Origin of the sequence: Maribacter flavus (assembly GCF_008386635.1) — a bacterium.
Taxonomy (GTDB): domain Bacteria; phylum Bacteroidota; class Bacteroidia; order Flavobacteriales; family Flavobacteriaceae; genus Maribacter; species Maribacter flavus.
Genome location: NZ_VUOE01000002.1, coordinates 766,665 through 790,482, shown reverse-complemented (window position 1 = coordinate 790,482; position 23,818 = coordinate 766,665). Strand labels below are relative to the sequence as shown.

General features: G+C 41.7%; 22 protein-coding genes. 10 read left to right on the top strand and 12 right to left on the bottom strand.

The window, feature by feature from the left end; translation table 11 throughout:
- Positions 1 to 131: 131 nt before the first annotated feature.
- Positions 132 to 941 (top strand): SDR family oxidoreductase, encoded by an 810-nt coding sequence (locus F0361_RS13760; protein WP_154919362.1) that lies wholly within the window; start codon positions 132 to 134, stop codon positions 939 to 941.
- Between the two features lie 19 nt (positions 942 to 960).
- Here the strand turns inward: F0361_RS13760 and F0361_RS13755 are convergent, their stop codons facing one another.
- Positions 961 to 2,346, bottom strand: a complete 1,386-nt coding sequence (locus F0361_RS13755; protein ID WP_154919360.1) for a transaldolase — start codon at positions 2,344 to 2,346, stop codon at positions 961 to 963.
- A gap of 180 nt (positions 2,347 to 2,526) precedes the next feature.
- Between F0361_RS13755 and F0361_RS13750 the strand changes: the two genes are divergently transcribed.
- Positions 2,527 to 4,155 (top strand): ABC-F family ATP-binding cassette domain-containing protein, encoded by a 1,629-nt coding sequence (locus tag F0361_RS13750; protein ID WP_154919358.1) that lies wholly within the window; start codon positions 2,527 to 2,529, stop codon positions 4,153 to 4,155.
- Positions 4,156 to 4,181: 26 nt separating this feature from the next.
- The gene (locus F0361_RS13745) at positions 4,182 to 5,300 is read left to right on the top strand and encodes a hypothetical protein (RefSeq protein WP_154919356.1); all 1,119 of its coding nucleotides are present in this window, start codon (positions 4,182 to 4,184) and stop codon (positions 5,298 to 5,300) included.
- A gap of 100 nt (positions 5,301 to 5,400) precedes the next feature.
- Here the strand turns inward: F0361_RS13745 and F0361_RS13740 are convergent, their stop codons facing one another.
- Positions 5,401 to 6,126 (bottom strand): hypothetical protein, encoded by a 726-nt coding sequence (locus F0361_RS13740; protein ID WP_154919354.1) that lies wholly within the window; start codon positions 6,124 to 6,126, stop codon positions 5,401 to 5,403.
- 210 nt (positions 6,127 to 6,336) lie between these two features.
- Here F0361_RS13740 and F0361_RS13735 point away from each other — a divergent pair, with 210 nt between their 5' ends.
- The gene (locus tag F0361_RS13735; protein ID WP_154919352.1) at positions 6,337 to 6,909 is read left to right on the top strand and encodes a fasciclin domain-containing protein; all 573 of its coding nucleotides are present in this window, start codon (positions 6,337 to 6,339) and stop codon (positions 6,907 to 6,909) included.
- A 3-nt stretch (positions 6,910 to 6,912) separates the two neighbouring features.
- On the opposite strand, the gene pheT is transcribed toward F0361_RS13735, so the two are convergent.
- Positions 6,913 to 9,345: a phenylalanine--tRNA ligase subunit beta gene (pheT, locus tag F0361_RS13730; protein ID WP_154919349.1), complete on the bottom strand. Its 2,433-nt coding sequence runs from the start codon at positions 9,343 to 9,345 to the stop codon at positions 6,913 to 6,915.
- Between the two features lie 126 nt (positions 9,346 to 9,471).
- Here pheT and F0361_RS13725 point away from each other — a divergent pair, with 126 nt between their 5' ends.
- A complete protein-coding gene (locus tag F0361_RS13725; protein WP_154919346.1) occupies positions 9,472 to 10,695 on the top strand; it encodes a TlpA disulfide reductase family protein in 1,224 nt (407 codons plus the stop codon).
- A gap of 13 nt (positions 10,696 to 10,708) precedes the next feature.
- Here the strand turns inward: F0361_RS13725 and leuB are convergent, their stop codons facing one another.
- Positions 10,709 to 11,827, bottom strand: a complete 1,119-nt coding sequence (gene leuB, locus F0361_RS13720; RefSeq protein ID WP_154919343.1) for a 3-isopropylmalate dehydrogenase — start codon at positions 11,825 to 11,827, stop codon at positions 10,709 to 10,711.
- A 2-nt stretch (positions 11,828 to 11,829) separates the two neighbouring features.
- Positions 11,830 to 13,002 (bottom strand): 2-isopropylmalate synthase, encoded by a 1,173-nt coding sequence (locus F0361_RS13715; RefSeq protein WP_138258192.1) that lies wholly within the window; start codon positions 13,000 to 13,002, stop codon positions 11,830 to 11,832.
- Positions 13,003 to 13,148: 146 nt separating this feature from the next.
- On the opposite strand from F0361_RS13715, the gene F0361_RS13710 reads away from it, so the two are divergent.
- Positions 13,149 to 14,693, top strand: a complete 1,545-nt coding sequence (locus tag F0361_RS13710) for a hypothetical protein (protein ID WP_154919341.1) — start codon at positions 13,149 to 13,151, stop codon at positions 14,691 to 14,693.
- A gap of 6 nt (positions 14,694 to 14,699) precedes the next feature.
- On the top strand, positions 14,700 to 15,578 hold the full coding sequence (locus tag F0361_RS13705) for a DMT family transporter (RefSeq protein WP_170258005.1): 879 nt from the start codon (positions 14,700 to 14,702) through the stop codon (positions 15,576 to 15,578).
- Here the strand turns inward: F0361_RS13705 and F0361_RS13700 are convergent.
- The 4 genes from F0361_RS13700 to panB are packed head-to-tail and all read right to left on the bottom strand — an operon-like array spanning position 15,562 to position 18,155.
- Positions 15,562 to 16,083, bottom strand: coding sequence for a DUF4252 domain-containing protein (locus tag F0361_RS13700; RefSeq protein WP_154919339.1), 522 nt, complete (start codon positions 16,081 to 16,083; stop codon positions 15,562 to 15,564). The two genes, F0361_RS13705 and F0361_RS13700, sit on opposite strands and share 17 nt — an antisense overlap.
- Before the next feature lie 34 nt (positions 16,084 to 16,117).
- Positions 16,118 to 16,822, bottom strand: coding sequence for an RluA family pseudouridine synthase (locus F0361_RS13695; RefSeq protein ID WP_154919337.1), 705 nt, complete (start codon positions 16,820 to 16,822; stop codon positions 16,118 to 16,120).
- 5 nt (positions 16,823 to 16,827) lie between these two features.
- The gene (lspA, locus tag F0361_RS13690) at positions 16,828 to 17,331 is read right to left on the bottom strand and encodes a signal peptidase II (RefSeq protein ID WP_154919335.1); all 504 of its coding nucleotides are present in this window, start codon (positions 17,329 to 17,331) and stop codon (positions 16,828 to 16,830) included.
- A gap of 5 nt (positions 17,332 to 17,336) precedes the next feature.
- Positions 17,337 to 18,155, bottom strand: a complete 819-nt coding sequence (panB, locus tag F0361_RS13685) for a 3-methyl-2-oxobutanoate hydroxymethyltransferase (protein WP_154919333.1) — start codon at positions 18,153 to 18,155, stop codon at positions 17,337 to 17,339.
- A gap of 114 nt (positions 18,156 to 18,269) precedes the next feature.
- Here panB and F0361_RS13680 point away from each other — a divergent pair, with 114 nt between their 5' ends.
- Positions 18,270 to 18,737, top strand: a complete 468-nt coding sequence (locus F0361_RS13680) for a nuclear transport factor 2 family protein (RefSeq protein ID WP_246160892.1) — start codon at positions 18,270 to 18,272, stop codon at positions 18,735 to 18,737.
- A gap of 18 nt (positions 18,738 to 18,755) precedes the next feature.
- Here F0361_RS13680 and F0361_RS13675 read toward each other — a convergent pair whose 3' ends face one another.
- The gene (locus F0361_RS13675) at positions 18,756 to 19,805 is read right to left on the bottom strand and encodes a ThuA domain-containing protein (protein ID WP_154919331.1); all 1,050 of its coding nucleotides are present in this window, start codon (positions 19,803 to 19,805) and stop codon (positions 18,756 to 18,758) included.
- A gap of 242 nt (positions 19,806 to 20,047) precedes the next feature.
- On the opposite strand from F0361_RS13675, the gene F0361_RS13670 reads away from it, so the two are divergent.
- Together F0361_RS13670 and F0361_RS13665 are read left to right on the top strand one after the other, a co-directional pair.
- Entirely contained in the window at positions 20,048 to 20,575 is a 528-nt protein-coding gene (locus tag F0361_RS13670) for a hypothetical protein (protein ID WP_154919329.1), read from the top strand.
- Positions 20,576 to 20,611: 36 nt separating this feature from the next.
- Positions 20,612 to 21,517: a nucleoside hydrolase gene (locus F0361_RS13665; RefSeq protein WP_154919327.1), complete on the top strand. Its 906-nt coding sequence runs from the start codon at positions 20,612 to 20,614 to the stop codon at positions 21,515 to 21,517.
- Positions 21,518 to 21,652: 135 nt separating this feature from the next.
- On the opposite strand, the gene F0361_RS13660 is transcribed toward F0361_RS13665, so the two are convergent.
- A complete protein-coding gene (locus F0361_RS13660; protein WP_154919325.1) occupies positions 21,653 to 22,426 on the bottom strand; it encodes a TIGR03915 family putative DNA repair protein in 774 nt (257 codons plus the stop codon).
- Positions 22,427 to 22,438: 12 nt separating this feature from the next.
- On the bottom strand, positions 22,439 to 23,698 hold the full coding sequence (locus F0361_RS13655; RefSeq protein ID WP_154920267.1) for a putative DNA modification/repair radical SAM protein: 1,260 nt from the start codon (positions 23,696 to 23,698) through the stop codon (positions 22,439 to 22,441).
- Between the last annotated feature and the right edge of the window lie 120 nt (positions 23,699 to 23,818).

Sequence of the window (23,818 nt, the reverse complement as noted above, 5' to 3'; positions counted from 1 at the left end):
CGGTTTTGATTTCAAACCAAGTTTCGGAGAATTCAAACACCATTTATCGCATCGGGAGAATTCGAATGCAACTTCAAATATATACGACCTTAGATTTTTAAAATACGATTCCCATCGCTTACTTTTGGAACATGAATTCAAAGATCGTACTTATAACTGGTGGCTCTTCAGGCATTGGCAAGGCCATTGGAAACTATTTGAATAAACAGGGTTTTGTAGTTTACGGAACTACAAGAAACTTGGAAAAATATGCAAGTTTCAAAGATTTCGAATTGTTGGAGATGGATGTTAGGGTACCGGAATCCGTCACCAAGGCCATTGAATTATTGGTGCGGAAAGAAGGAAGGGTGGATGTCTTGATCAATAATGCCGGTGTGGGCATAACAGGACCTTTGGAGGAAACGCCTAACGCTGAAATACTAAATGCGTTTGACACCAATTTTATAGGACCTTTAAACGTCATTAAGGCTATTCTGCCGCAAATGCGCCAACAAAACAACGGATTGATTATAAACATAACCTCAATAGCCGGATATATGGGCTTGCCTTATCGTGGAATTTACTCGGCAACGAAAGGAGCGCTGGAATTAATCACTGAAAGCTTGCGAATGGAAACCAAACGGTTTGGCGTAGAGTGCACTTGTTTGGCCCCAGGTGATTTCGCCACCAATATTGCTGCAGGTCGTTTTCACGCTCCAATTCAAGAAAACTCACCTTATAAGGAATCGTATGGAAATATTCTCAAATCCATTGATAAAGATGTTGATAAAGGCGGTGACCCTAGGGAAGTTGCACTAAAAGTGCTTCAAATCATAAATGCCAAAAATCCAAAGGTACACTATACCGTGGGGGCATTTATGCAAAAGTTTTCAATCCGACTAAAAAAGGTATTGCCAGACACATGGTTCGAAAAGTTATTGATGAACCACAGTAAAAAGTAGGGTATAAATACGGTAATCCTTAAAAATTGTTCCAATAGATATTGGAGAAAGCATCTACGATCAAAGCGTCATTGGTAATGACACATTTATTCATGGGGTAGAGGATAAGGCTTTCGGTAAGTTGATGAAAATCTTCCGCCATAAATTGGCTATGGGCATCAAACTCAAATTTGTTGACAATAGCTTTCCAGTTGCTGGCATCGGTTCTGAAACTAATACCAATATATTCGTATTCAGGTTTTTCAAGCTTTAGTTCATTTACGCGATTGAAAATGTTCTCGTAATGATTTTTGTTGGTCCCTGACCAAAAGTAGAAAACCACTTTTTTATTCTTGCTCAGTGCAGGCAACGAAACCAATGAATCATGAATGGAAACCAACTTTATATCAGGTACTGGACTGTTGGGCTGTATATTGCTAATACCCTTATATAAGCGCTGTATCTCCTCAATATGCATGTTGTTCCCGGAAAAACGTTGGAATTCATCTATAAAAATCTTATTACTGTCGGCGTCATGCTCTCGTAACAAATAATCAAAGGCCACATTCCTAAAAAGGTTATCCCTTAATTCCTTTTCGCCCACCAAACTATCGATCATAGCAAGTTTGTGCTGATTAAAATGTAATTGATTATGTGCGGTACCATTGGATTTACCGCAAGACTTGGAACAGGTCATATAGGAAAGATTGCCCAAGTGGGATTTCATAAAATCATAATAGGGGCGTAAGTAAATTAAATTTCTATTGTTGTAATCGATTCCAGAGCGATACGCATAAAAAGTAGGTGGCAACTTATGAAGTTGCTCTTCTTTCAGTTTTCCTTTGTGTTTAAAAGGATAGACCTCCTTGAATCTATAAAAGGTATAATTGATACTGGCCTTGGCGATTTCATAGGCTATATCGGATAATTCCGCTTCGGAATTCAAATCTTCCAGATCCTGAATTTTTTCCTTTCGAAGACTTTCCACCTTCTCTGAAAATTCATCTATCTCCAATTCGAACAAATCGGAATACATCAGTTGTTCTACCTCTTCATCTTCTAGAAAGATTTCCAACAAAAAGTTGTTCAATTCCTCGTTAGTACCAGAAAATACAAGGGACTCGTCAAAATACAAAGTATTTAAGCGTATCCACACGCTATCACCTTTTTCTAAATATACATATTGTTGCTCTGGACTATGGTTAAAATGGTAGAGCCCATCATCCACAGCATCCAGTTGAAAAGAGAACCGGTTGGTATCGTCCAATTTTGCGGAATCCACTGCTTCACTGCCTTTATAAAGGACTACATATTCGCTGGTGGGATTCACAATTTCCCCTGCAAAAAAGACACCTTTGCTATCGGAAACGGGGGAATTACAACCAATCAAACCTAGAACAAGTGCAATAGGTAAAACTTTATCCATACACAAAACGGGCAACATTTATGGTCAAAAATAAGGATACGTATTCTCTGTGTCTGTTAATACCTAGTTAAAAATTAATGGATTAGGTTGTAAGGAAGGTTCTATAGGATGATGTGCAACGATAGTTGGTTTTCGCCTTTAAAATTCAGTATTTTTGCACGGATTTTTAAAACGTGTTATATGTTATCCGTATCCAATTTATCCGTTCAGTTTGGAAAAAGAGTGTTGTTCGATGAAGTAAACGTGTCCTTTACGGAAGGCAACTGTTATGGTATTATTGGTGCCAATGGGGCCGGAAAGTCAACGTTCTTAAAGGTACTTTCTGGTCAAATAGATCCAACTTCAGGCCATGTTCATCTGGAACCAGGGAAAAGAATGTCCATTTTGGAACAGGACCACAATGCATCGGATGCGTTTACAGTTCTGGAAACTGTAGTCAAAGGAAACAAGCCTTTGTATGAAATAAAAAAGGAAATCGATGACCTATATGCCGATTATAATGATGCCAATGCCGATAGAATAGGGGAGTTGCAGGTACAGTTCGAAGAAATGAACGGCTGGAACGCGGATAGTGATGCGGCCGCTTTGCTCTCAAATTTGGGGATTGGCGAAGAATTGCATTATACATTGATGTCTGACATGGATTCCAAATTAAAAGTAAGGGTGTTATTGGCCCAAGCTCTTTTTGGTTCCCCGGACGTGCTCATAATGGACGAGCCCACGAACGACCTGGATTATGAAACCATCAATTGGTTGGAAAACTTTTTGGCCGATTACCAGAATACAGTAATTGTGGTTTCCCATGACCGTCACTTTCTTGATACGGTGTGTACCCATATTGGCGATATCGATTTTGGCAAATTGAACCTTTATTCCGGCAACTACACATTCTGGTACGAAAGTAGTCAGTTAGCGGCCAGACAAAGGGCGCAACAAAATAAAAAGGCTGAAGAAAAAGCCAAGGAACTTCAGGAATTCATTATGCGTTTTAGTGCCAACGTCGCAAAGAGTAAACAGGCAACGTCAAGAAAGAAGATGCTCTCCAAGCTTAAGGTGGATGATATTAAACCATCCAGTAGAAGATACCCTGCCATTATTTTTGAAAGGGAACGGGAAGCCGGTGATCAGATTTTGAACATTGAAGGACTCAAAGCTACGACCGAGGAAGGTGAACTTCTTTTTGATAATGTGAATATCAATCTGGCAAAAGGTGATAAAATAGCGGTTATTTCAAGGGATTCCAGGGCAACCACCGCCTTCTATGAAATAATCAATGGTAATAAAAAAGCCGATGGCGGAAAGTTCAGTTGGGGCGTAACCACCACACAATCGTACCTGCCGGCAGACAACTCGCATTTTTTTACCCAAGACATCAACCTGGTAGATTGGTTAAGACAGTGGGCAAAGACAGAAGAGGAACGTGAGGAAGTCTATATTCGAGGTTTTTTGGGTAAAATGTTGTTCAGTGGGGAAGAGGCCCTAAAAAAATGTACGGTACTTTCTGGGGGTGAAAAGGTGCGATGTATGCTAAGCCGAATGATGATGCTCAGGGCCAACGTACTTATGTTGGATGAACCTACCAATCATTTGGATTTGGAGAGTATTACGGCATTCAACAATTCCTTGAAAAATTTTAAGGGAACGGTGCTATTTACTACCCACGACCACGAGTTTGCACAGACCGTGGCCAATAGGATAATAGAATTGACACCAAAAGGCAACATTGACCGATATTCTACGTTTGATGAATATATGTCCGATAAGGCATTGAAGGAACAGAGGGGCAAGATGTATGCTGTTCCGGCATAAGGAAATACAACCCAAATCTTAACCTCATGAAGACCTACACCTACACGGTCCGCGTTATGCTGACGGTTTTTTTGGCTGCATGTAGTAAGTCGGCCACAGAACCCTTGGAAACAGAAACCCCTGCCAGCACAAAAGGAGATTACACCATTTTATTGGAGACATCCGGTAGCTTGACAACGGCAAGGCTTCAGGCAACTGGAGATGACCTAACCTTGAAAGCCAGTGAATTGGAATTTCCCCTTTTTTCCGATTCGGAAATTACCTTTGCCTCTAATAACTCATTTAGCTTCTATGAAGTTACCGAAACATGTAATGGAAAGGTCCTATTATTTGATTTTAACACAGGAAATTACAAGCTGATAGATACCTTTTTAAACCTGGATGCCTGTAACTTAGAGGTTACTTCTGTTTCACATGATAGTGCGAATGTCTTCCTCACTTTTACGAAGAGCGAAATTGGTAAGGAAGATTCCCATTTTGTTCGAATAATAGATCAAAACGATACCGATAATCAGGTAGACATACCGTTGGAATTAAAGCCGCTTCAATCAATTCCCTCCCAAGGTAAATTGTTCGTGCTGACCCTTGATACAACAATTACGGATGAAAATGGCATTAGTGTCATCGAAATCGGACAACAATCCGTTGTTTACGAAAAACTGGTAGGCTTCAATGCAAAGAAAATCTTTAAAGACCCTGATGGTGATATCGTAATCAGTTATCCTGAACTACATACCACAGTGAATCGCAATACTTTTGAAGAGGCCTATACCCAATACGGAGAAAATATCCGTCCGAACCTATATCAATCCGTATATGCAACATTTGACACCTTTGGCAAGCTTTATTACACGATGAATATGGACAATGGTGGCGACAAAAATCCGGCAGTATATGATTTTCAAGCCAACAAGGCGACTTTATACTTTTTTGAAAACTTCCTCTCCAATGAACAAATAACACAGTTAAATATAAAGTCGGCAACGGCCATTGCCTATGATTTGGAACATGATTATATAGTGATAGGCTATGCCAAGACTGATGGGACGGAAGGAGGAATACTGCGTATTACACCAACACCGGATTTTAGGTATATCGATGCTATCGACCTAGAAGGGCTTCCACGAGCGATAATCATGCAGTGAACTACCTCCGGGCAAGCCCAAGAGACCTTTTTCTAAAAACGAACCCATCATTTTGAACCGAGCATCGGTGTATTCAACCACTTTGGCGGTGCCAATAAAACTAGGCGTTATAATACTTACTGTTCCAGATAGCCGGACTGAAGTTTTTGCCCATCGCAAATCCATAGAATATGGCTATTGCCACGATGCTCTTGAACATAAAGAAAAACAGAATCCCGAATTCCGCTACGGAATTTGATTTTGAAAACAGGCCATTGGGAATTAACAGGGTCGTCAAATAGCTGATAAGCACTATTACGAAAATAAGGTTGCCCACATTCTTAAATGGCCACATCATTAATTTCCTAAACGGATTTAGGTCATTCCCCCATTTATGGATGAGATAATAATATCCGTTGCCCATTGGGGCAAATAAAAGTGGGTCATCCTTATCCTCAAGTTTAAAGAGCTTGGAAGGTGCAATAATCTTGAAACCCTTTAGTTCCGTATTGTGCTCCTTTTCAAGTGATCGTATCTTTGAATAGGCTTCGGCAGGAATTTCCCCTTTAAAATATTTTGTGTCCAAAAACCGGAGACGGTAATCGATACAAAGATTTTTTATTTGATCGATATGGAAAATTTTATCGGAATCCAATAAATCGAAAGTAAAGGAATTCACCTGGGAACCTGACTGGGAATTGACAAGGTTTTTGGCAATGCGGGAATTGTCATCGTCCACTTTGGATAGGATGGCCCTTACATCGTCCAAAATGAGTTCCTCTGATTTTCTAAGCTTCTCTTTTTCTAAGCGTAACTTCTCAAGTAGATTCGTTCTTTGGAATAGCATATTTCTTTTTTTTAGCAACTCTTTCAAAGTTAGACAATAAATGAATTTATAGTAAAGCCAAGAAAATCACATAATTGTTAAAATAATGTTAAAATTGATAATTATCATGTTTTGATAGAAGGCACATACGTCTTAAGAATGTATATTGTCCATGTTCTACGACCATTCATCGAACAAACACCATTGCCCCAAACCGAGAACCCTTTTGAAATGAAAAACTGGACATCCCCTGTGTCTTTTTTATGTATCCTTTTTACAGCGTTCTGCACTGCCCAAGAACCTAAAACGGATGCATTTGAAACTACTTCCGCAAATTTCCTTCCCATAGGAAACTCATTATTGTCTATCACCGAAAAAACGGAAACGCACAGTGTGCTTTTGGCAGCCTTAAGGGCTTCGGAGTTGGATTGCCTGCTGGCGTACGATGCGCAATTCACCGTTTTTGCACCTTCAAATGCCGCCTTCAATAAACTATCGGACGTTACCAAGAAATTACTTCTAAATCCCGATAACAAGGAGAAGCTAAAAGCCATTATGTCCTATCACATCATTGCGGGAAAAATATCGGCCTCCACTATCTTAAGGGCAATGTGCAGGGGAAATGGCGAGGCCTCTTTCACAACCATATTGGGAGAGAAAATTACGGCTACCATGAAGGGCATTGATATCGTGTTGACGGATCCGAAAGGAAATCAGGCAAAAATAGTCACAGCTGATTCCGAACAACGCAACGGGGTAATACACGAAATAGACAGTGTATTTTTTCCTGTAAACCTTTTTTAATTCCTATCGTAGTTCAGCTTTAAGTTCCTTCTCGTAGTTGCTTTGCAGCTTGTCCATTATCTTATCTATTTGTGCATCTGTCAAGGTGCCATTGGTATCCTTTAACGTAAAGCTTACGGCATACGACTTTTTGCCCTCCGGCAAATTGCTTCCTTGATAAACATCAAACAAATTTATCTGCGTCAACAGTTTACGCTCCGTCCTAAATCCAAGATCATAAACATCCTTGAAGGTTACTGCATCATCAAGTAGTAGGGCGAAATCCCTTTTTACCTCTGGGTATTTTGAAATTTCCTTGAAGGTTATACCGGTCCTTTTAAGACTATTTAAAACTTCGTCCCACTGAAAATCGGCATAAAAAATTTGCTGCTTAATATCGAAGTGTTTTAAAATCCCTTTTTTAACGAGTCCGAAGGAAACGAGGGCCGTGCCTTCATGATTTTTGTAGGAGACACCTTCCGAAAATAATTTGGAAGTGTCCGGTTCCACCTTTAAATCCTGAATCCCCAAACGTTCCAAAACAGTATCCACAATGGACTTGAGAAGAAAGAAATCCGATTTTTTGGAAGAATCCGTCCAACTGTTTGCATTAGTATCACCACTTAAAAGGATACCAAGATATTTGTCCTCTTTGCGGTCCGTATCCTCATGGTAGTAGGTCTTACCGAACTCAAATAGCTTTAAATTCTGTCGCTTTCTGTTGATATTGAAACTGGCCGATTCCAAAGCTGTGAACAAGGATGACTTCCTTAGTACCGATAATTCGCCACTCAAAGGATTCAAAATGGTCACATGTTTTCGTTCCTTTAAATCCCCCTCCAAAAGATTTTCGTAATCGGGGGAAGTCAAACTATTGGTTAGCGTTTCAAAATAGCCTCTGGAAGCCAATAAATCCCCAATTATCTGTTGAATTTTGTAATCTTCGTACGGACTTGAGGAAGCAACGGATGCATTCAATTTTTCGCTAAAGGCAATATTGTTATAACCATATACCCTTAGAATCTCCTCGATAACGTCCACTTGGCGCTGTACATCCACACGATAGGATGGTACGGTTAGCCCCATTCCGGCTTCCGTAACGTTCCGTACTTTGATATCCAACGAAGCCAAAATGGATTTGATGGTATCTTGGGGAATATTCTGTCCAATTAGTTTATTGATTTTTTCAAAGGCCAAAAACACCTCAAAATCCTTGTGTTTTTTTGGGTATAGATCAACAATATCCGAAGTAATGTCCCCACCCGCTATTTCCTTGATCAGCAGAGCGGCCCGCTTTAGGCTATACTCTACATTTTCAATATCGATTCCCCGCTCAAACCGAAAGGAAGCATCGGTATTGAGTCCGTGCCTTTTTGCCGTTTTTCGGATGGACACCGGATTGAAATAAGCACTTTCCAAAAATATGGCCGTAGTGTGTTCCGTAACTCCGGAATGGATACCTCCAAAAACCCCCGCAATACACATGGGCTTTTCGGCATCGCAGATCATTAGGTCGTCCTCGTGCAATTCCCTTTCCACGCCATCCAGGGTAACGAATTTTGTTCCTTTTGGCAAGGTCTTCACCTCAATTTTACCCCCTTTTATTTTATTCGCATCGAATGCATGTAGCGGTTGCCCCAATTCGTGCAGAACATAATTGGTGGCATCCACCACGTTGTTCTTGGGCGTAAGACCAATGGCCTTTAAACGGTTTTTGAGCCAATCCGGGGACGGTTGCACCAGAATATTGCTAATTGTCACACCGCAATATCTTGGTGCAAGGCTATTGTTTTTGACATCAACATCTATTCTCAGCGATCTGTTGGAAACATTAAAATGGCTCACGGGCGGGGTAATCAATTCCTTATTGATTTCCTTTTGTTTCAAGCCCGCCTTAAGGTCCCTGGCAACACCAAAATGACTCATGGCATCCGCGCGGTTAGGCGTAAGGCCAATTTCAAAAACTTCATCCTTCTCAACCTTGAAAACTTCAGAGGCCAAAGTCCCAGGTTTCAAAGTGTCATCCAGGATCATGATACCGTCATGACTCTCCCCAAGTCCCAGTTCATCTTCGGCACAAATCATTCCATGGCTTTCCTCGCCACGTATTTTACCTTTTTTTATCTTCCATGCCTCTCCTTCCTTGGTATATAGGGTAGTGCCAACAGTGGCCACGGGCACTTTTTGACCTTTTGCAACATTGGGTGCGCCACAGACAATTTGTACGAGCGCTCCGTTACCTATATCGACCTTGGTCACCTTCAGCCTGTCGGCGTTTGGATGTTGTTCACAACTAAGCACATGTCCTACAACAATGCCTTCCAAACCTCCTTTAACGGATTCGAAAGGAGTTATTCCTTCAACTTCCAGTCCTAAATCCGTTAGAAGTTCTCCTGTTTTTTGGGAGTTCCAATCTATATTGATAAACTGCTTAAGCCAGTTGTAAGATATTTTCATCGATCCATTTTAAAGCGCGTAAAGATAAAACAATGGTATAACAGATTCAACAGACGGCGGATTGTTTTATCCCGAATTTTAAAATGAGGTTTTTAAGTCGTTAATTCGCAATAGAATCCAAAAGTTATGAGAAAAGCCTTTATTCCCATTTTATTAATGCTTCTTAGCGGTTGTGCAAACAGTGAAAAAAAGAGTAGGCCAAAAGAAGGTATTTGGCAGGCCAAACTGGAAGTGAAGGACAAACAGATACTTCCCTTTAATTTTGAATTGACCGCTAATGCAGGGGAAACAATTCAAATGAAAATATTAAATGGGGATGAGACCATATTGGTTGATGAAATTTTGGTGGAAGGGGATTCTATTCTGATAAAAGCACCTGTTTTTGAAGGTTATATTTCCGCGAAGATCGATAGTGAATCCATGGATGGGGTATTTGTCATTGAAAGTTTGGATAGGGTAGTTCCATTTGAAGCCGAATTTGGGATTGAAGAACGATTTTCAAATGTAAATTCAAACACTACCGATGCAACCGGAATATGGGAAACAGAGTTCAGCCCGGGAACTGATGACAGCTATATGGGCAAAGGTATTTTTAGCCAAAAAAATGGAATTGTTTCAGGAACCTTTAGAACAACAACCGGTGACTACCGATTTCTAGAAGGTGTCATGGACAAGGATTCATTAAAGGTTTCGGCATTTGACGGGGCACATGCCTTTTTGTTTCAAGCAAAAGTAACGGATAGTACCATGAACGGGATTTTCTATTCGGGCAATCACTTTAAAGAACCTTTCATGGCCGTGAGAAACGAAAATTATGAACTCCCTAGTCCGGATTCCCTTACGTTTATAAAAGAAGGCTATGATAAGTTCGACTTCTCCTTTCCAAACTTAAAGGGGGAGATGGTATCCCTATCCAATCCTTCCTACGAAAATAAGGTAGTCATTGTTCAACTTATGGGTTCTTGGTGCCCAAACTGTTTGGACGAATCCAAATTCCTTGTCGAATACTTGAAAAATCATACAACTGGGGATTTGGCGGTATTGGCACTTGCCTTTGAACAGGCAAAAACAAAGGAACGCGCTTTACAAAGTATACAGCGGCTCAAAGATAGAATAGGCATCTCCTACCCAATTCTATTGGCACAATATGGCAGCTATGACAAAGAAAAGGCCCAACAGAAACTACCCATGCTGAATCATGTACTTTCCTATCCAACGACCATTTTTGTGGATAAAAAAGGCAACGTACGAAAAATACACACAGGATTCAACGGTCCCGCAACAGGGGATAAATACGAAGAATTCAAGGTGGAATTCGATAGTTTTATAAAGGAACTATTATCGGAATAAGTTGGGTATTGAACTAAATTATGGTAGACTTACCCAAATCTATGTTCTCATCGTTCATGTTAAAATGATCATCCAGTTCCATGATATTGTCCGCAATAAAATCGCCCACGTAATTGGTGCCATACTTACTGCTTCCCATAATATCTGGGGTAACGATTTTTTTCGAGAAGGATTTTAAAACGGCCGCAACAAGGGCATCGGCCTCTTCGTTGAGCTTAAAATGCTGCAAAAGCATGCCGGCACTTAAAATAGCGGCTACAGGATTGGCAATATTTTTATCCTTTGCATCAGGGTACGAGCCGTGAATAGGCTCGAACATGGCATGTTCCGTACCCACCGATGCTGACGGCAGTAAACCTATAGACCCTGCCAGGACACTTCCTTGGTCTGACAGAATATCCCCAAACATATTGTCCGTCAGGATTACATCAAACTGGGATGGGTTGAGTATCATCTGTACCGCGGCATTGTCAATAAAAAGCGTTCCCAGCTCAATTTCGGGATAGCTTTGAGCTATCGAATTTACGACCCTCCGCCATAAACGGGAGGTTTCCAGAACATTGGCCTTATCGACCAAGGTCACTTTTTTTCTTCTGTTCTTTGCCGCTTTAAAGGCCAAATGTGTTATTCTGCTGATTTCCTCTTCGGAATAGGAACACGTGTCCGTGGCGACATTGGTACCGGAATCTATGGATTTGTTTCCGTAGTAAATACCCCCGGATAGTTCCCGATAAATCACCAAATCGGTATCCTTGATCAACTTTTTATTGAGCGGGGATTGTTTTATAAGGGCGGGAAATACTTTGACAGGTCGGATATTCGCAAAAAGATCCAGTTCCTTCCGTAATTTCAAAAGTCCTTGCTCCGGCCATACCTTTGCGTTTGGATTACCATCAAACTTGGGCATACCAATTGCCCCGAACAAAATAGCATCGGAATTTTTACAAATCTTCAATGTTTCGTCCGGTAGGGGAGTCCCTTTTTTATCAATGGCCTCTGCACCGATCAAGGCCTTCTTGAATCTAAAGGTATGTCCAAAGGTCTCTTCTACGGAGCGTAGGCATTTTAAGGATTGGGCAACAACTTCCGGGCCAATGCCATCCCCTCCAAGTACAGCGATATCCAAGCGCATATTTATCCTATACTTTGTAAATTCACCTTGCTGGACTCAATGATTTCATGGATGTCATCGTCAAGAATCTCCTTTTTTCTATCCGCAAAATTCAAAAACTCCTCATAAACTTTGTCCAGTTGGGTCTTGGTAAGCTCATAGCCCACCAACTTTGCACGGTAGGCCAATGCGGCCCTTCCGCTTCTGGCCGTCAACACAATGGAGGATTCGGTAACACCAACATCCGCGGGATCGATAATTTCATAGGTTTCCCTGTTCTTTATAACGCCATCCTGATGTATTCCAGAACTATGGGCAAAAGCGTTCGCACCAACGATGGCCTTATTGGGTTGGACGACCATACCCATTTTGTTCGATACCATTTTACTGGTATCAAAGAGCAATTGGCTGTTAATGGTAGTATCCAAATTCAGACTTGGGTGCTGTCTCATGATCATGACCACTTCCTCCAACGAAGTATTTCCGGCGCGCTCCCCAATTCCGTTTATGGTACATTCGATCTGACGGGCGCCATTGATTACCCCGGCAATGGAATTGGCGGTGGCCAAACCAAGGTCGTTATGGCAATGGCAGGAAAGAATAGCTTTATCTATACCCTTCACGTTTTCCTTCAAATACTTCATTTTGGCACCGTATTCCTCGGGAAGGCAGTACCCGGTGGTATCGGGAATGTTCAGAACGGTAGCTCCGGCCTTGACTACGGCCTCACACACCCTGGCCAAAAATTCGTTGTCCGTTCTACCGGCATCCTCGGCATAAAATTCAACATCCTCCACAAACTTCTTGGCATAACTCACTGCCTCAACTGCACGTTCAATAATCGCATCCCTGTTGGAATTGAATTTATGCTTTATATGTGAATCCGAAGTTCCTATTCCCGTATGGATTCGCGGTCTTTTTGCATATTTTAAGGCTTCCGCCGCTACCTCGATATCTTTTTTTACAGCCCTGGTAAGACCACAAACTGTGGCATTTTTTACCAGTTTTGCTATACTTTCAACGGATTTGAAATCGCCCGGACTGGAGATAGGAAATCCCGCCTCAATTATGTTTACACCAAGTTCGTCCAACCGTTCAGCTATAACTAACTTTTGTTCCCTGTCCAATTTACAACCTGGAACCTGCTCTCCATCCCTAAGTGTAGTATCAAAAATTTGTACTATATCTTTGCTCATTATATTTATGTAGTTTTAGCAAGTTAAACGAATATATAACGCTGCCGACGAAAAAAGCAAATTTCGCAGGAATATTTACAACGTTAATATACTTTTCAATAATATCAATAAATTGATTTACAACAATTTAAACATATATTTTTACGATGACAAATGCTCATAAAGATGCGTTGTTCGTTTTGGTAAAATCGCTTTCGAAATCTGAAAAGCGGCAATTTAAACTTTATGTAGGTCGTTTGGGGGTGAATACCGATGCAAAGTTTCTAGCGTTGTTCAATCTTTTGGACAAAATTAAGCGATATGATGAAAAGGTAATACTTTCCAGCGGAATTGTTAAAAAAGCGCAGCTTTCCAATTTAAAGGCACATCTCTATAAGCAGATTCTGGTAAGTCTCAGGCTGAATCCCGTGAACCAAAATATTCGAGTTCAGATTCGTGAACAGCTGGACTTTGCCACCATTCTGTATCAGAAAGGGCTGTATAAACAGAGTCTCAAAATCCTGGACAAGGCAAAAACGACGGCCATTGAAAATGAGGAAAAGAACATCGCCTACGAAATTGTGGAATTCGAGAAAATTATAGAGACACAGTACATCACCCGTAGCATTCCGGACAGAGCGGATGAATTAGCGGTACAGGCAAAGGAATTGTCTGGGCAGAACGTTATCACCAGTAAACTTTCCAACCTTTCCCTGCAATTGTACAGTATGATGTTAAAGGTAGGGTATGTACGCAGCGATGAGGACCTTCAGAAAGTAAAGCAGTATTTTTCAAAACATTTGCCAAAGGTAGATGTGGAAACCTTGGGTTTTAGGGAAAAACTCTGGTTGTACAAAGCACATTTATGGTATAGTTTCTTGACCCAAGACTTCCTTTCCTCCTATAAATACGCTAGTAAATGGGTGGATCTTTTCTACGATTACCGCGAAATGATTTATTTGAATCCCGTATTCTTCCTTAAAGGAAATCACTACCTTTTGGAATCCCTTTTTTATGTGAAATACAGCTCCCAATTCAAGGAAACGCTCCAAAAAATGGAGGTGGTTCTGAAGGAGAAGGATTTCCCTAAGAATGATAATATTAATTCCCTGGCCTTTTTGTATCTCAATGCCAATAAACTGAATCTCCATTTTCTGGAAGGAAACTTTGAAAAAGGCCTATATCTGGTAAAAATCATTGAATACGGTATCGCCAAACACAAGGATAGAATCGATGCCCATCATGTGATGGTGTTGTATTACAAGATCGCCTGTTTGTATTTTGGCATTGGTGATAACAAAACCTCTATCGTTTACCTCAAAAAAATCATCAATAACAAGAATCTAAAAATGCGCGAGGATTTAATGTGTTTTGCCAGGGTATTGAGTTTGGTGGCACATTACGAAGCGGGTATGGACTATCACCTGGAAGTGCAATTAAAGAGTACCTATAAGTTCCTGCTGAAAATGAACGATATGCATGCGGTACAAAAAGAGATGATCAAGTTTTTGAGAAATCTTGGCAGTATCTATCCAAATGAATTGAGGGGGGAATTTGAAAAATTACATGCCGAACTTAAAAAATATGAGGACCACCCTTATGAAAAGCGTGCGTTCCTGTATTTGGATATAATTTCTTGGTTGGAAAGCCATTTGGAGAATAAACCTGTTTCGGAAATCATTCGCGAAAAAGCCCTGAAACAGACCCGATAATTCTCCATGAAACGTTCCCATGTTTCCCACTTATTGGAAATCAATCTGGCGATGCTGTTCATTGCCACCTCCGGACCTTTGGGCAGGTTTGTGGATTTGCCCGTTCCCGTCATTACAGGGATGCGGGGAATTATTGCTTTTATCCTGCTGATACTTTTCTGTAGGTGGCGAAATATCTCATTGAAGGTCAAAAATGGGGACATCCCCTTGATACTAGTCACAGGTGTATTGATGGCCGCCCATTGGTTGTTTTACTTTTATGCCCTGCAATGGTCCAATGTTGCCATAGGCATGTTGTCACTTTTCACATATCCGGTCATAACGGCCTTTTTGGAACCCATTTTATTAAAATCAAAACTGCAAAGGATGCACCTCTTGCTCGGTGCCTTGGTACTGTTGGGCATTTACTTTCTGAGTCCGAATTTCAATTTACGGGATTCCAATACCTTGGCCATTTTAATGGGGTTGGTCTCGGCCGTATCCTATGCCTTGCGGAATATCATATTAAAACTGAAGGTGGAAAAATACCAGGGAACCACTTTAATGGTCTATCAAACGGGGACGATAGCGATTTTGATGTTACCGGCCTTGTTTTTTACCACTCCAAAGGAAATCTTGGGGCAGTGGGAAGGACTTCTAGCCTTGGGGGTCCTAACCACCGCCATTGGGCATAGTCTCTTCCTCATGACATTCAAACATTTCAGTATCACAACTGTAAGCATTTTGAGCAGTGTCCAGCCTATTTATGGGATTCTAATCGGAGCCCTATTTTTGAACGAAATCCCAAAGGCCACGACTCTTTTTGGGGGAGCACTGATTTTAAGTTCCGTGGTTATTGAAAGTTTCCGAGCATCGAAAAAGCAAAAGGTCAGTTCTCAGGATTGATGCCGGGTGCAAATTCTTTGATTACATTATTTCCGAGTGTTTCAAACTCATTGTTCTGGGCCATCTCACGGACTATTATCGGGTCAAAATCGCCATTGAAGTACAAAAAAGAGCCAGTTTCGGCATTGTTATTATAAATGAGGATTTCCTTTACACTGTTTCGTTTTTCACGTATGGAAACCACGTTTCTTTTTAAATCGTCGTTCTTTCGGTAGACTTCTATAAACGAATTGCCGGTAATCCCGTTCATTTGCTGGTTCAAGAATTGGGTCCTTGCGGGTGTTGTGCTGGGAAACTTCATATATCGTAAATCCCGAGTGTTTCCAATAAGGGATTGCATTTCAGGCGATATGCCACTTATCAATTTGAGCATGAATTGAGGTACCCTAACGGCCGTTACTTGGGCATCGTTCTTATGTGCATTATAAAATGTGTCTATGGAATTATAACTACCACAATTATAAAACAGAGCACAAATAAAAAGTGTACAGATTTTCTTGTACATGATTATGGTGTTTAGTAAGCCCAATGTACAAAAATTATGAACAGGCATCCCAAATGAAATCTTTGGGGAGAGGCGCTACAATGGTCAAAGGCTCATTTTTTACCGGGTGCAAGAATTCCAGCTTTCGGGCATGCAAATGGATACTCGCATCTTTGTTGCTCCTGGAAAAGCCATATTTTAAATCCCCTTTGATGGGGCATCCTATGGCCGATAATTGAGCGCGAATCTGATGGTGTCTACCCGTTTTTAAATCGATTTCCAAAAGAAAATACGTCTTCAAGGCTTTGAGCATCCGGTAGTCCAGAACGGCCTTTTTACTGTCCGGTACTTCCTTTTCATGGGCATACGACTTGTTTTGCTTCGGATTTCTTTTGAGCCAATGGACCAAGGTATCGGCACTTTTTGAAGGTGCATCCTTTACCACGGCCCAATAGGTCTTTTTTGCCTTTTTATCGGAGAAGAGCTTGTTCAATCTTGGCAGTGCCTTGGAGGTTTTGGCAAAAACCACTAGTCCGGATGTTGGTCGGTCCAATCTATGGACCACACCCAAATAGACATTGCCAGGCTTGTTATACTTCTCCTTCAGATATTCCTTGACGACTTCGCTCAAGGGCGTATCTCCGGTTTTATCCCCTTGTACGATATCGCCAGGCCTTTTATTTACGATTATAAGATGATTGTCCTCATATAAAACCTGAAGGTTTTTTGGAGTGGACACTACCTTTTCCGAAGCATCCATACCTATTATATGGTGATTTTTTTCCCGAAAAGGCTCAAAAATAGAATCAGGAGTACCCCGGTAGTTACGGCGACGTCCGCCATGTTGAAAATACCTGTTTTAAAGAAGCCCAAGCGTATTTGGAAAAAATCGGTAACCGACCCTAAGGCGATTCTATCAATGAGGTTCCCAATTCCACCGCCAATTACAAAGGCAAAAGCCCATAGCATCCACTTGTTTGTATGGGTTCTCGTGAGGATTCTATACAACAAGACTAGTAGTACGATTAGTGGAAGTACTTGGAACAGCATTACCTTTAGAGCGGGTGGGAAGTTGGCCCCGAATCCCAACATGGCCCCGGTATTTTCCACATTGGTAAGAATGAAATGATCTTGGATCAGCGGGATATACTCTTGATAGGAAACGTTTTCACGTACGACCTTTTTGGAAACTTGATCACAGCCAATGTTTAAAAGCACCAAAAGGATGATCAAAATCCGACTCAAATGCTTGCTACCGTTTGTTTTCATGATCCTCAATATTGTTCCTCGTCATTTGGAAAATCCAAGGATTTCACGTCTTTCACATAGTTCGATATGGCATTGCCCATCTCTTCGTACAAGTTCATATAGCGCCTTAAGAACCTGGGATTGAACTCATGGGTCATGCCCAACAGGTCGTGTACTACCAGTACCTGTCCGTCCGCATATTTCCCACCACCAATACCAATAGTGGGTATGGTCAATTGTTCCGAAACCTTTTTGGTGAGGGCAGCGGGTATTTTTTCCAGAACAATGCTGAAGCAGCCTAATTTTTCCAACATCGTTGCGTCTTCCATTAATTTTCGTGCCTCTTCCTCTTCTTTCGCCCGTACGGTGTAGGTACCAAATTTGTAAATGGATTGGGGCGTAAGCCCTAAATGCCCCATTACGGGAATACCAGCGGCCAAGATGCGCTTTACGGATTCCTTTATTTCATCGCCCCCCTCAACCTTTACGGCATGGGCGCCACTTTCCTTCATAATCCTGATGGCAGACCTAAGGGCCTCCTTGGGGTCACTTTGGTAACTACCAAACGGCAGGTCCACAACGACCAGAGCTCTTTCTACTGCCCTTATAACGGAGGATGCATGATAGATCATCTGGTCCAAGGTAATGGGCAGGGTAGTTTCGTGGCCGGCCATAACATTGCTTGCGGAATCGCCCACCAAAATAACATCGACTTTGGCAGCATCTACAATTTTAGCCATGGAATAGTCATAGGCCGTAAGCATGGATATTTTTTCCCCATTGCTTTTCATTTCGACCAAGGATTTGACCGTTACCCGCTTGTATTCCTTTTTTGCAGTAGACATAAAGATATTTTTGTTCCAAGCAAAAGTAATGAGTTTTGGTGAGATAAAATTTACAGCAAAGTTTGAACGGCAAGGATTTATGTTATCTTTAATTGCGAATTAAAATTTTTCATTTTGAGAAGAACACTAACATCCCTATTTATAGCAAGTACCCTAATTTCCTTCGGACAGTCCACCGATGAGGACACCATTAGAAATAAAGTTGACGAATTCTTTACCGCATTTCATGCCCAGGATTCCGCGGGATTGGCAAACCTCGTTTCGGAAAAAATCGTTTTACAGACCATAGGGACGGGGAAGGATGGGGAGACCATTTTGCGACAGGAAAATTTCGAGGACCTTATCCGCTCCATTATCAGCATTCCGGACTCCGTCAAATTCAGGGAAAAGTTATTGGATTACTCCATACAGATTGATGGCGCCATGGCGAACGCCTGGACACCCTACGAATTTTGGGTAAACGACACCTTTAGCCATTGTGGGGTAAACTCCTTTCAAATGGTCAAGCAACAGGGTGTATGGAAAATTATTTATTTAATCGATACCCGAAGGAGGGAAGGCTGCGAAGGTCAACCGGATTAATTCGCCAAACACTTTTACTCAACCTTTCCATTTTCTGGATGATGTACCAGTTTCAGAAGGAAAGTCGGAAGGCAACTCCTGCGTAACGCTTCCGGTTGCGGCCCATTCAGAACCTCTTTGTAGTGTGGTTATAAACCCGACACATTCCATCGAGTAATCAAAGTGGCCCAAAGTAGTATGAAAGACCCTTCCCTTTCCATAATCAATGGCCATAAGCATGGGTACGTTTTGGCCCAAGCCTTTTACCTCGGGGTTCCAAGGTGGGGCATTGCGTTCTACATCGGCGAAAGCGGTTGCCAGAATGGTGGCATTCTCAAAAGGACCGCGCATACGTTCGTACAATTCATCCTGCGTGTGCATCCAAGTGGTGGGCAGTCCTTTCATAATAGGATGTTCCGGTGCACGCGTCGTAATGGGAAATTCATATTCGGGTCCGTGGGAACCACAAACACCGGCGGCAGCGTCATGAATCACCTCTCCAGAATCATTATAATAAACATAAGGGCCCGTACTTTCATCCCGACCGCCCCAGGCACCCAGAGCGATCATTTTATTGAATTCATCCCAGTCGCCCCAAGCATTATTGGCGGCATGGACCACGACCAAACCACCTCCGTTGGCAATGTACTTTTCAAAATCTGCCCGCGTAGCTTCTGGCCAAAGGGGTGATTCCGCACCCAAATTGGAAATTATGACATCGTATTTTTCAAAATCCATAGAGAAATTGGATGATTGTATCGGTTGATGGGAAATCCCATAGTTTGTGGAATCCAAAGGGTATTTTTCAATAAAGGAAGTGTAGGGTTCAGGTCGGGATTCATTATACTTTATACCCAACCAAACGGAATCCATCCGATGGATATCCACATCAAATAGCTGGGTTTCCTCCAAATAATCCTTCATCATCATACTGGTCTTTGGCCAAACATAATGGTTGTTCTGTCCGTCCAAAATCAGGGCTTTAAGTTTGGCGGGAGCCGCCTCCTCAGGAGTTTCGTTTTGTTTCGCTTCTTCCTTACAGGCTATTGTCAACATAGCTATGAGTATAAACAAAAAATGTCTTTTCATCAGTTTATTTTAATTGTTATTCAAAGGTCAGATGTAATTCGCCTATAACCATCTTGGTGGGTATCAAGACTTGTTATGGCTCATTTCATGATGTTTTAGGTTGTATTGACCTTAAATGTAATGGAAGTTCCGCATATTTACAACAGAAGGCCTTACAGGGAAGTTTATCGTATTCCTACCCAATTTTTCCTTGTTGAAAATTAACAGAGGTGCTACCTTAGCTTTTAAATCAAACAGGAACTATGCAATTATTAGGAATTGGGTCGCGCATTAAGCACGCAGAATTTGGAATGGGAGTGGTAACGAACGTCTCCTCAAAACACTATTGGGTAACTTTTATGGACAAAGGCCTGGAGACCATTAAAATCGATGAAGGTTTTGAAGTAATCGAAGCCTTGGAAAACGACGTGGATACGGTAAGCTTTTTGGAAGTGGAGACCTCATTAATGTCGATTTTAAAAAGATGGAGCGATGTAACCGAACAGGTAGCGATTGCCGATAAATGGAAAGGTGGTAATTTGGTTTTGGAACCTGGCGATTCCAGTTTGAGCAATAAGGAAATCCCGATAGACACCTTTTTTCACAAAATAGTGATGGTGCGCGACCGCATCCGGGTCATGGAACAAAAAATCAATGCCAGTAAAAATCTGGACGATCAGGAAAAAGTGGACCTGCAACAGTACATTACGAGGATCTATGGAAGTTTAACGACCTTTAATGTCCTGTTCAAAAATAAGAGCGACCAATTCGTTGGGGAGCGTTCTTCCTAATTGTAATTTTCTATTTTAATTAAAATAGCTTTCCAAATGAAGCTCACGGACCAGTTTTTTGTTTTATTTATACTAGTGGGGATATTCTCAATGGAAGGGTTCGCACAGACAAAACCCCAGGTACTACTGGACGCTGATACGGCGAATGAAGTGGATGACGCCTACGCGCTTAGCATCATTTTGATGAACGACAACGTGGATGTTGTAGCCCTAAACGCCACTCAATGGCAGGCTTCCCAATGGACTACCGAAAATAGTATGGAAGACAGTCACAGACTCAATCAGACACTATTGGGGATTATGGGGTTGAATACCAAGACCAACAGGGGAGGAGCATCCCGCATGTACGATTGGGGAGACCGGGCCCAACATTCCGCTGCTGCCTATGAAATAATCAAACAGGCGAAAGCGCAAAAAAATGGTAAAAAGATAAATGTAATCGCGCTTGGGGCCTTGACAAACGTGGCATCCGCTGTATTTATCGAACCAAGTATTGCGGATAACATTAGACTTTATTGGCTGGGAAGTACGTATGATTTTGAAAAAGGTGTTTTGAGGCGGGATGATTTTAACTGTGCCATGGACCCCTATGCCCTGACCCATTTATTGTTTTCGTCTGTGGAAATGCACATCATTCCCATAAGCGTCGCCAGTAAAATGATCTTTGAGTATGAAGAAACCCGTACCCAATTGGAGAATCATTTCTTGGGAGACTTTCTTTTAAAGGTTTGGGACGACCATATAGATGGCGGCCGAACCCAAAGAACCATCTGGGACCTATCCATTGTAAATGCTTTTTTACATCCGGAGTGGGTGGAGGAAGTGGAGATCACCACCTCAAAGGACAACGGTGGCAGAAAGGTATTTTATTACAAGGATTTTGATGCCGACCGAATGCGAGCGGATTTCTTTCAAAAAATTAAAGCGTACAATCAGCCTTAACAATACTATTGTTTTGGGCTCTATTGAAGAATTCAATTTTCAAAGGCTTACCCGCTTTATAGCCTCCCTGGCAGGCCTTGAACCTAAGAGATGGTTTCCTAGGAATGCGTCACGATCTGGCCTTAAGCTAGTTTATTAAACCGCCTCCTTCTTTTCACTCAAATATTTCCAGTAACGTTTGGGAATGTGTTGAGAATGTAGTTTTTTGTTGATACGGGATTTGATATTGGTACTTTTGAAATAATTGTTCCACAAATCCTGATAATCATACTCTTCGTTCGTCATTGCGACACTTTTTTGGATACTGTTGCCAAAACCGTTGGAAAGGTCCATCGTAATGATTTCCACCCCATGCAGATCATAATACAGACCATAGTTGCGCTTTAAGTCATAAATAATCCACGGTTGGTCCGCATAGCGCTCCTTAAAGTGTTTGGAAATCAAAGGAAGTACATCAAAATCAGGTTCTATGTTCGCAAAATAGATGCCGTCCTTTGTCAATTGAAACCGAACAAATGCCTCCATACGGTGCTTTTCCCGATGTACTTTTTGTGCCGTCTGACTGATTTTTAAAATGCAGGCATCGGAAAAGTCGGATGCAACGTGTTTGGAACCCATGATTTTTCGGATGTATTGATAGAGTAGGGGCTCCAGATTTTTCTCCCCGCTCAAAAAAGAAAAGTAAATGTTCTTAATGGCCGAATTACTTCGGCCATTAATACCGTTCCATACCCTTTTGGCCAACTCGATATTGGTGAAAATGGTCTCAGTTTCGGAGAAAAGTCCGTTTTGTGCCAAACGTTCCTTTTGAATATCTGCAAAAGGCAATTTTTGTTCAAACCCTGCGAATACGGCGGTCAAAAAACCGTTAAAGCTACCGTCATAAATAAAAGTCTTTGTTGCTGTCATGAGGCTACTCTTTTAATTGAAAAGTGATAATTGATTGGAATACTGAGGTCTAAATTTTCCGTAGGATGTACTTAAAATCAATCCTTTAATACGTTGCGGGTCCAAATCCCTGCGCTCCCAATGGCGGGAATCACACAGAATAAAATACTTTGCCCTGTTGAGGGCCACCCCCATTTTTTTGAGATGGTCCCAATCCAATTTTCGGAATTTACGGGCCTTCATAATTTTATGGACCGAGGTCATTCCCACTCCAGGAATGCGTGCCAAAACGGAAATGTCCGCCTTGTTTACATCCACTGGAAAATGTTGCATATTCCGCAAGGCCCAACTCAATTTTGGGTCCACATCCATATCCAGATTGGGATACTCTGCATTGAGCAGTTCCTGCACGGAGAAACCATAAAACCGCAACAACCAATCTGTCTGGTACAATCTGTTTTCCCTGAGCATGGGCACCTGCGTACCTATGGAGGGGAGTCGGTTGTCATTACTCACCGGAACATAACCTGAATAATACACCCTCTTCATGTGAAAGTTCTTGTAAAAATGGTTGGCTGAGTACATTACATCCTTATCCGATTCTCCCGTAGCGCCCACAATCATTTGGGTGCTTTGGCCCGCAGGGGCATATTTTGGGGTACTTTTTAAAAGTTTACGTTCTTCCTTGAATCGGATGATTTCGTTCTTGACCTTGAGCATCGGCTTTGCAAAATCCTCGTGCTTTTTATCTGGTGCCAATAGTTTAAGGCCGGATACTGTGGGGATTTCAATATTGACCGATAATCGGTCAGCATACAATCCGGCCTCATACATGAGTTCATCACTGGCCCCAGGAATCGACTTTAAATGAATATAACCGTTAAAATTTTCCTCCAAACGCAGTTTCTTGGCCACAGCGATCAGACGCTCCATGGTATAATCCGGGTCCTTAAAAATTCCGGAACTCAAAAAAAGACCCTCTATATAATTTCTTCTATAAAAATTGATGGTAAGGTCCACTACTTCCTGAATTTTAAAGGCGGCCCGTTTTATGTCATTACTTTTTCGGGTAACGCAATAGGCGCAATCGTAAATGCAATGGTTGGTAAGTAGTATCTTTAAAAGGGAAATACATCGTCCGTCCTCAGAATAACTATGACAGATTCCGTTACTGGCATTTCCAAGTCCCTTATTCGTGTTCTTCCGATTGCTTCCGCTACTGGAGCAGGAAACATCATACTTGGCGGCATCGGCCAGAATGTTCAATTTTTCCTTGATTCGGTTAAAATCCATGCTCATCTTCTCAATTTCGATAATAAATCAAAAATCAATTCGAATGTCCGGTCGAGCGCAGTCGAGACCTAATCCAAATGATTCGAAACAATAAACCTCTCTACAGCGCTCGAGGTTACC

Bases quoted from the DNA above. Each gene is read 5' to 3' on its own strand.
- pheT (WP_154919349.1), bottom strand. From the start codon at position 9,345: ATGAAAATATCTTACAACTGGCTTAAGCAGTTTATCAATATAGATTGG.
- F0361_RS13670 (WP_154919329.1), top strand. From the start codon at position 20,048: ATGCAATTATTAGGAATTGGGTCGCGCATTAAGCACGCAGAATTTGGA.
- F0361_RS13760 (WP_154919362.1), top strand. From the start codon at position 132: ATGAATTCAAAGATCGTACTTATAACTGGTGGCTCTTCAGGCATTGGC.
- F0361_RS13695 (WP_154919337.1), bottom strand. From the start codon at position 16,822: ATGGATGCTTCGGAAAAGGTAGTGTCCACTCCAAAAAACCTTCAGGTT.
- F0361_RS13700 (WP_154919339.1), bottom strand. From the start codon at position 16,083: ATGTACAAGAAAATCTGTACACTTTTTATTTGTGCTCTGTTTTATAAT.
- leuB (WP_154919343.1), bottom strand. From the start codon at position 11,827: ATGCGCTTGGATATCGCTGTACTTGGAGGGGATGGCATTGGCCCGGAA.
- F0361_RS13660 (WP_154919325.1), bottom strand. From the start codon at position 22,426: ATGACAGCAACAAAGACTTTTATTTATGACGGTAGCTTTAACGGTTTT.
- F0361_RS13745 (WP_154919356.1), top strand. From the start codon at position 4,182: ATGAAGACCTACACCTACACGGTCCGCGTTATGCTGACGGTTTTTTTG.
- F0361_RS13740 (WP_154919354.1), bottom strand. From the start codon at position 6,126: ATGCTATTCCAAAGAACGAATCTACTTGAGAAGTTACGCTTAGAAAAA.
- F0361_RS13755 (WP_154919360.1), bottom strand. From the start codon at position 2,346: ATGGATAAAGTTTTACCTATTGCACTTGTTCTAGGTTTGATTGGTTGT.
- F0361_RS13675 (WP_154919331.1), bottom strand. From the start codon at position 19,805: ATGAAAAGACATTTTTTGTTTATACTCATAGCTATGTTGACAATAGCC.
- panB (WP_154919333.1), bottom strand. From the start codon at position 18,155: ATGTCTACTGCAAAAAAGGAATACAAGCGGGTAACGGTCAAATCCTTG.
- F0361_RS13735 (WP_154919352.1), top strand. From the start codon at position 6,337: ATGAAAAACTGGACATCCCCTGTGTCTTTTTTATGTATCCTTTTTACA.
- F0361_RS13750 (WP_154919358.1), top strand. From the start codon at position 2,527: ATGTTATCCGTATCCAATTTATCCGTTCAGTTTGGAAAAAGAGTGTTG.
- F0361_RS13725 (WP_154919346.1), top strand. From the start codon at position 9,472: ATGAGAAAAGCCTTTATTCCCATTTTATTAATGCTTCTTAGCGGTTGT.
- F0361_RS13705 (WP_170258005.1), top strand. From the start codon at position 14,700: ATGAAACGTTCCCATGTTTCCCACTTATTGGAAATCAATCTGGCGATG.
- F0361_RS13665 (WP_154919327.1), top strand. From the start codon at position 20,612: ATGAAGCTCACGGACCAGTTTTTTGTTTTATTTATACTAGTGGGGATA.
- F0361_RS13715 (WP_138258192.1), bottom strand. From the start codon at position 13,002: ATGAGCAAAGATATAGTACAAATTTTTGATACTACACTTAGGGATGGA.
- lspA (WP_154919335.1), bottom strand. From the start codon at position 17,331: ATGAAAACAAACGGTAGCAAGCATTTGAGTCGGATTTTGATCATCCTT.
- F0361_RS13710 (WP_154919341.1), top strand. From the start codon at position 13,149: ATGACAAATGCTCATAAAGATGCGTTGTTCGTTTTGGTAAAATCGCTT.
- F0361_RS13655 (WP_154920267.1), bottom strand. From the start codon at position 23,698: ATGGATTTTAACCGAATCAAGGAAAAATTGAACATTCTGGCCGATGCC.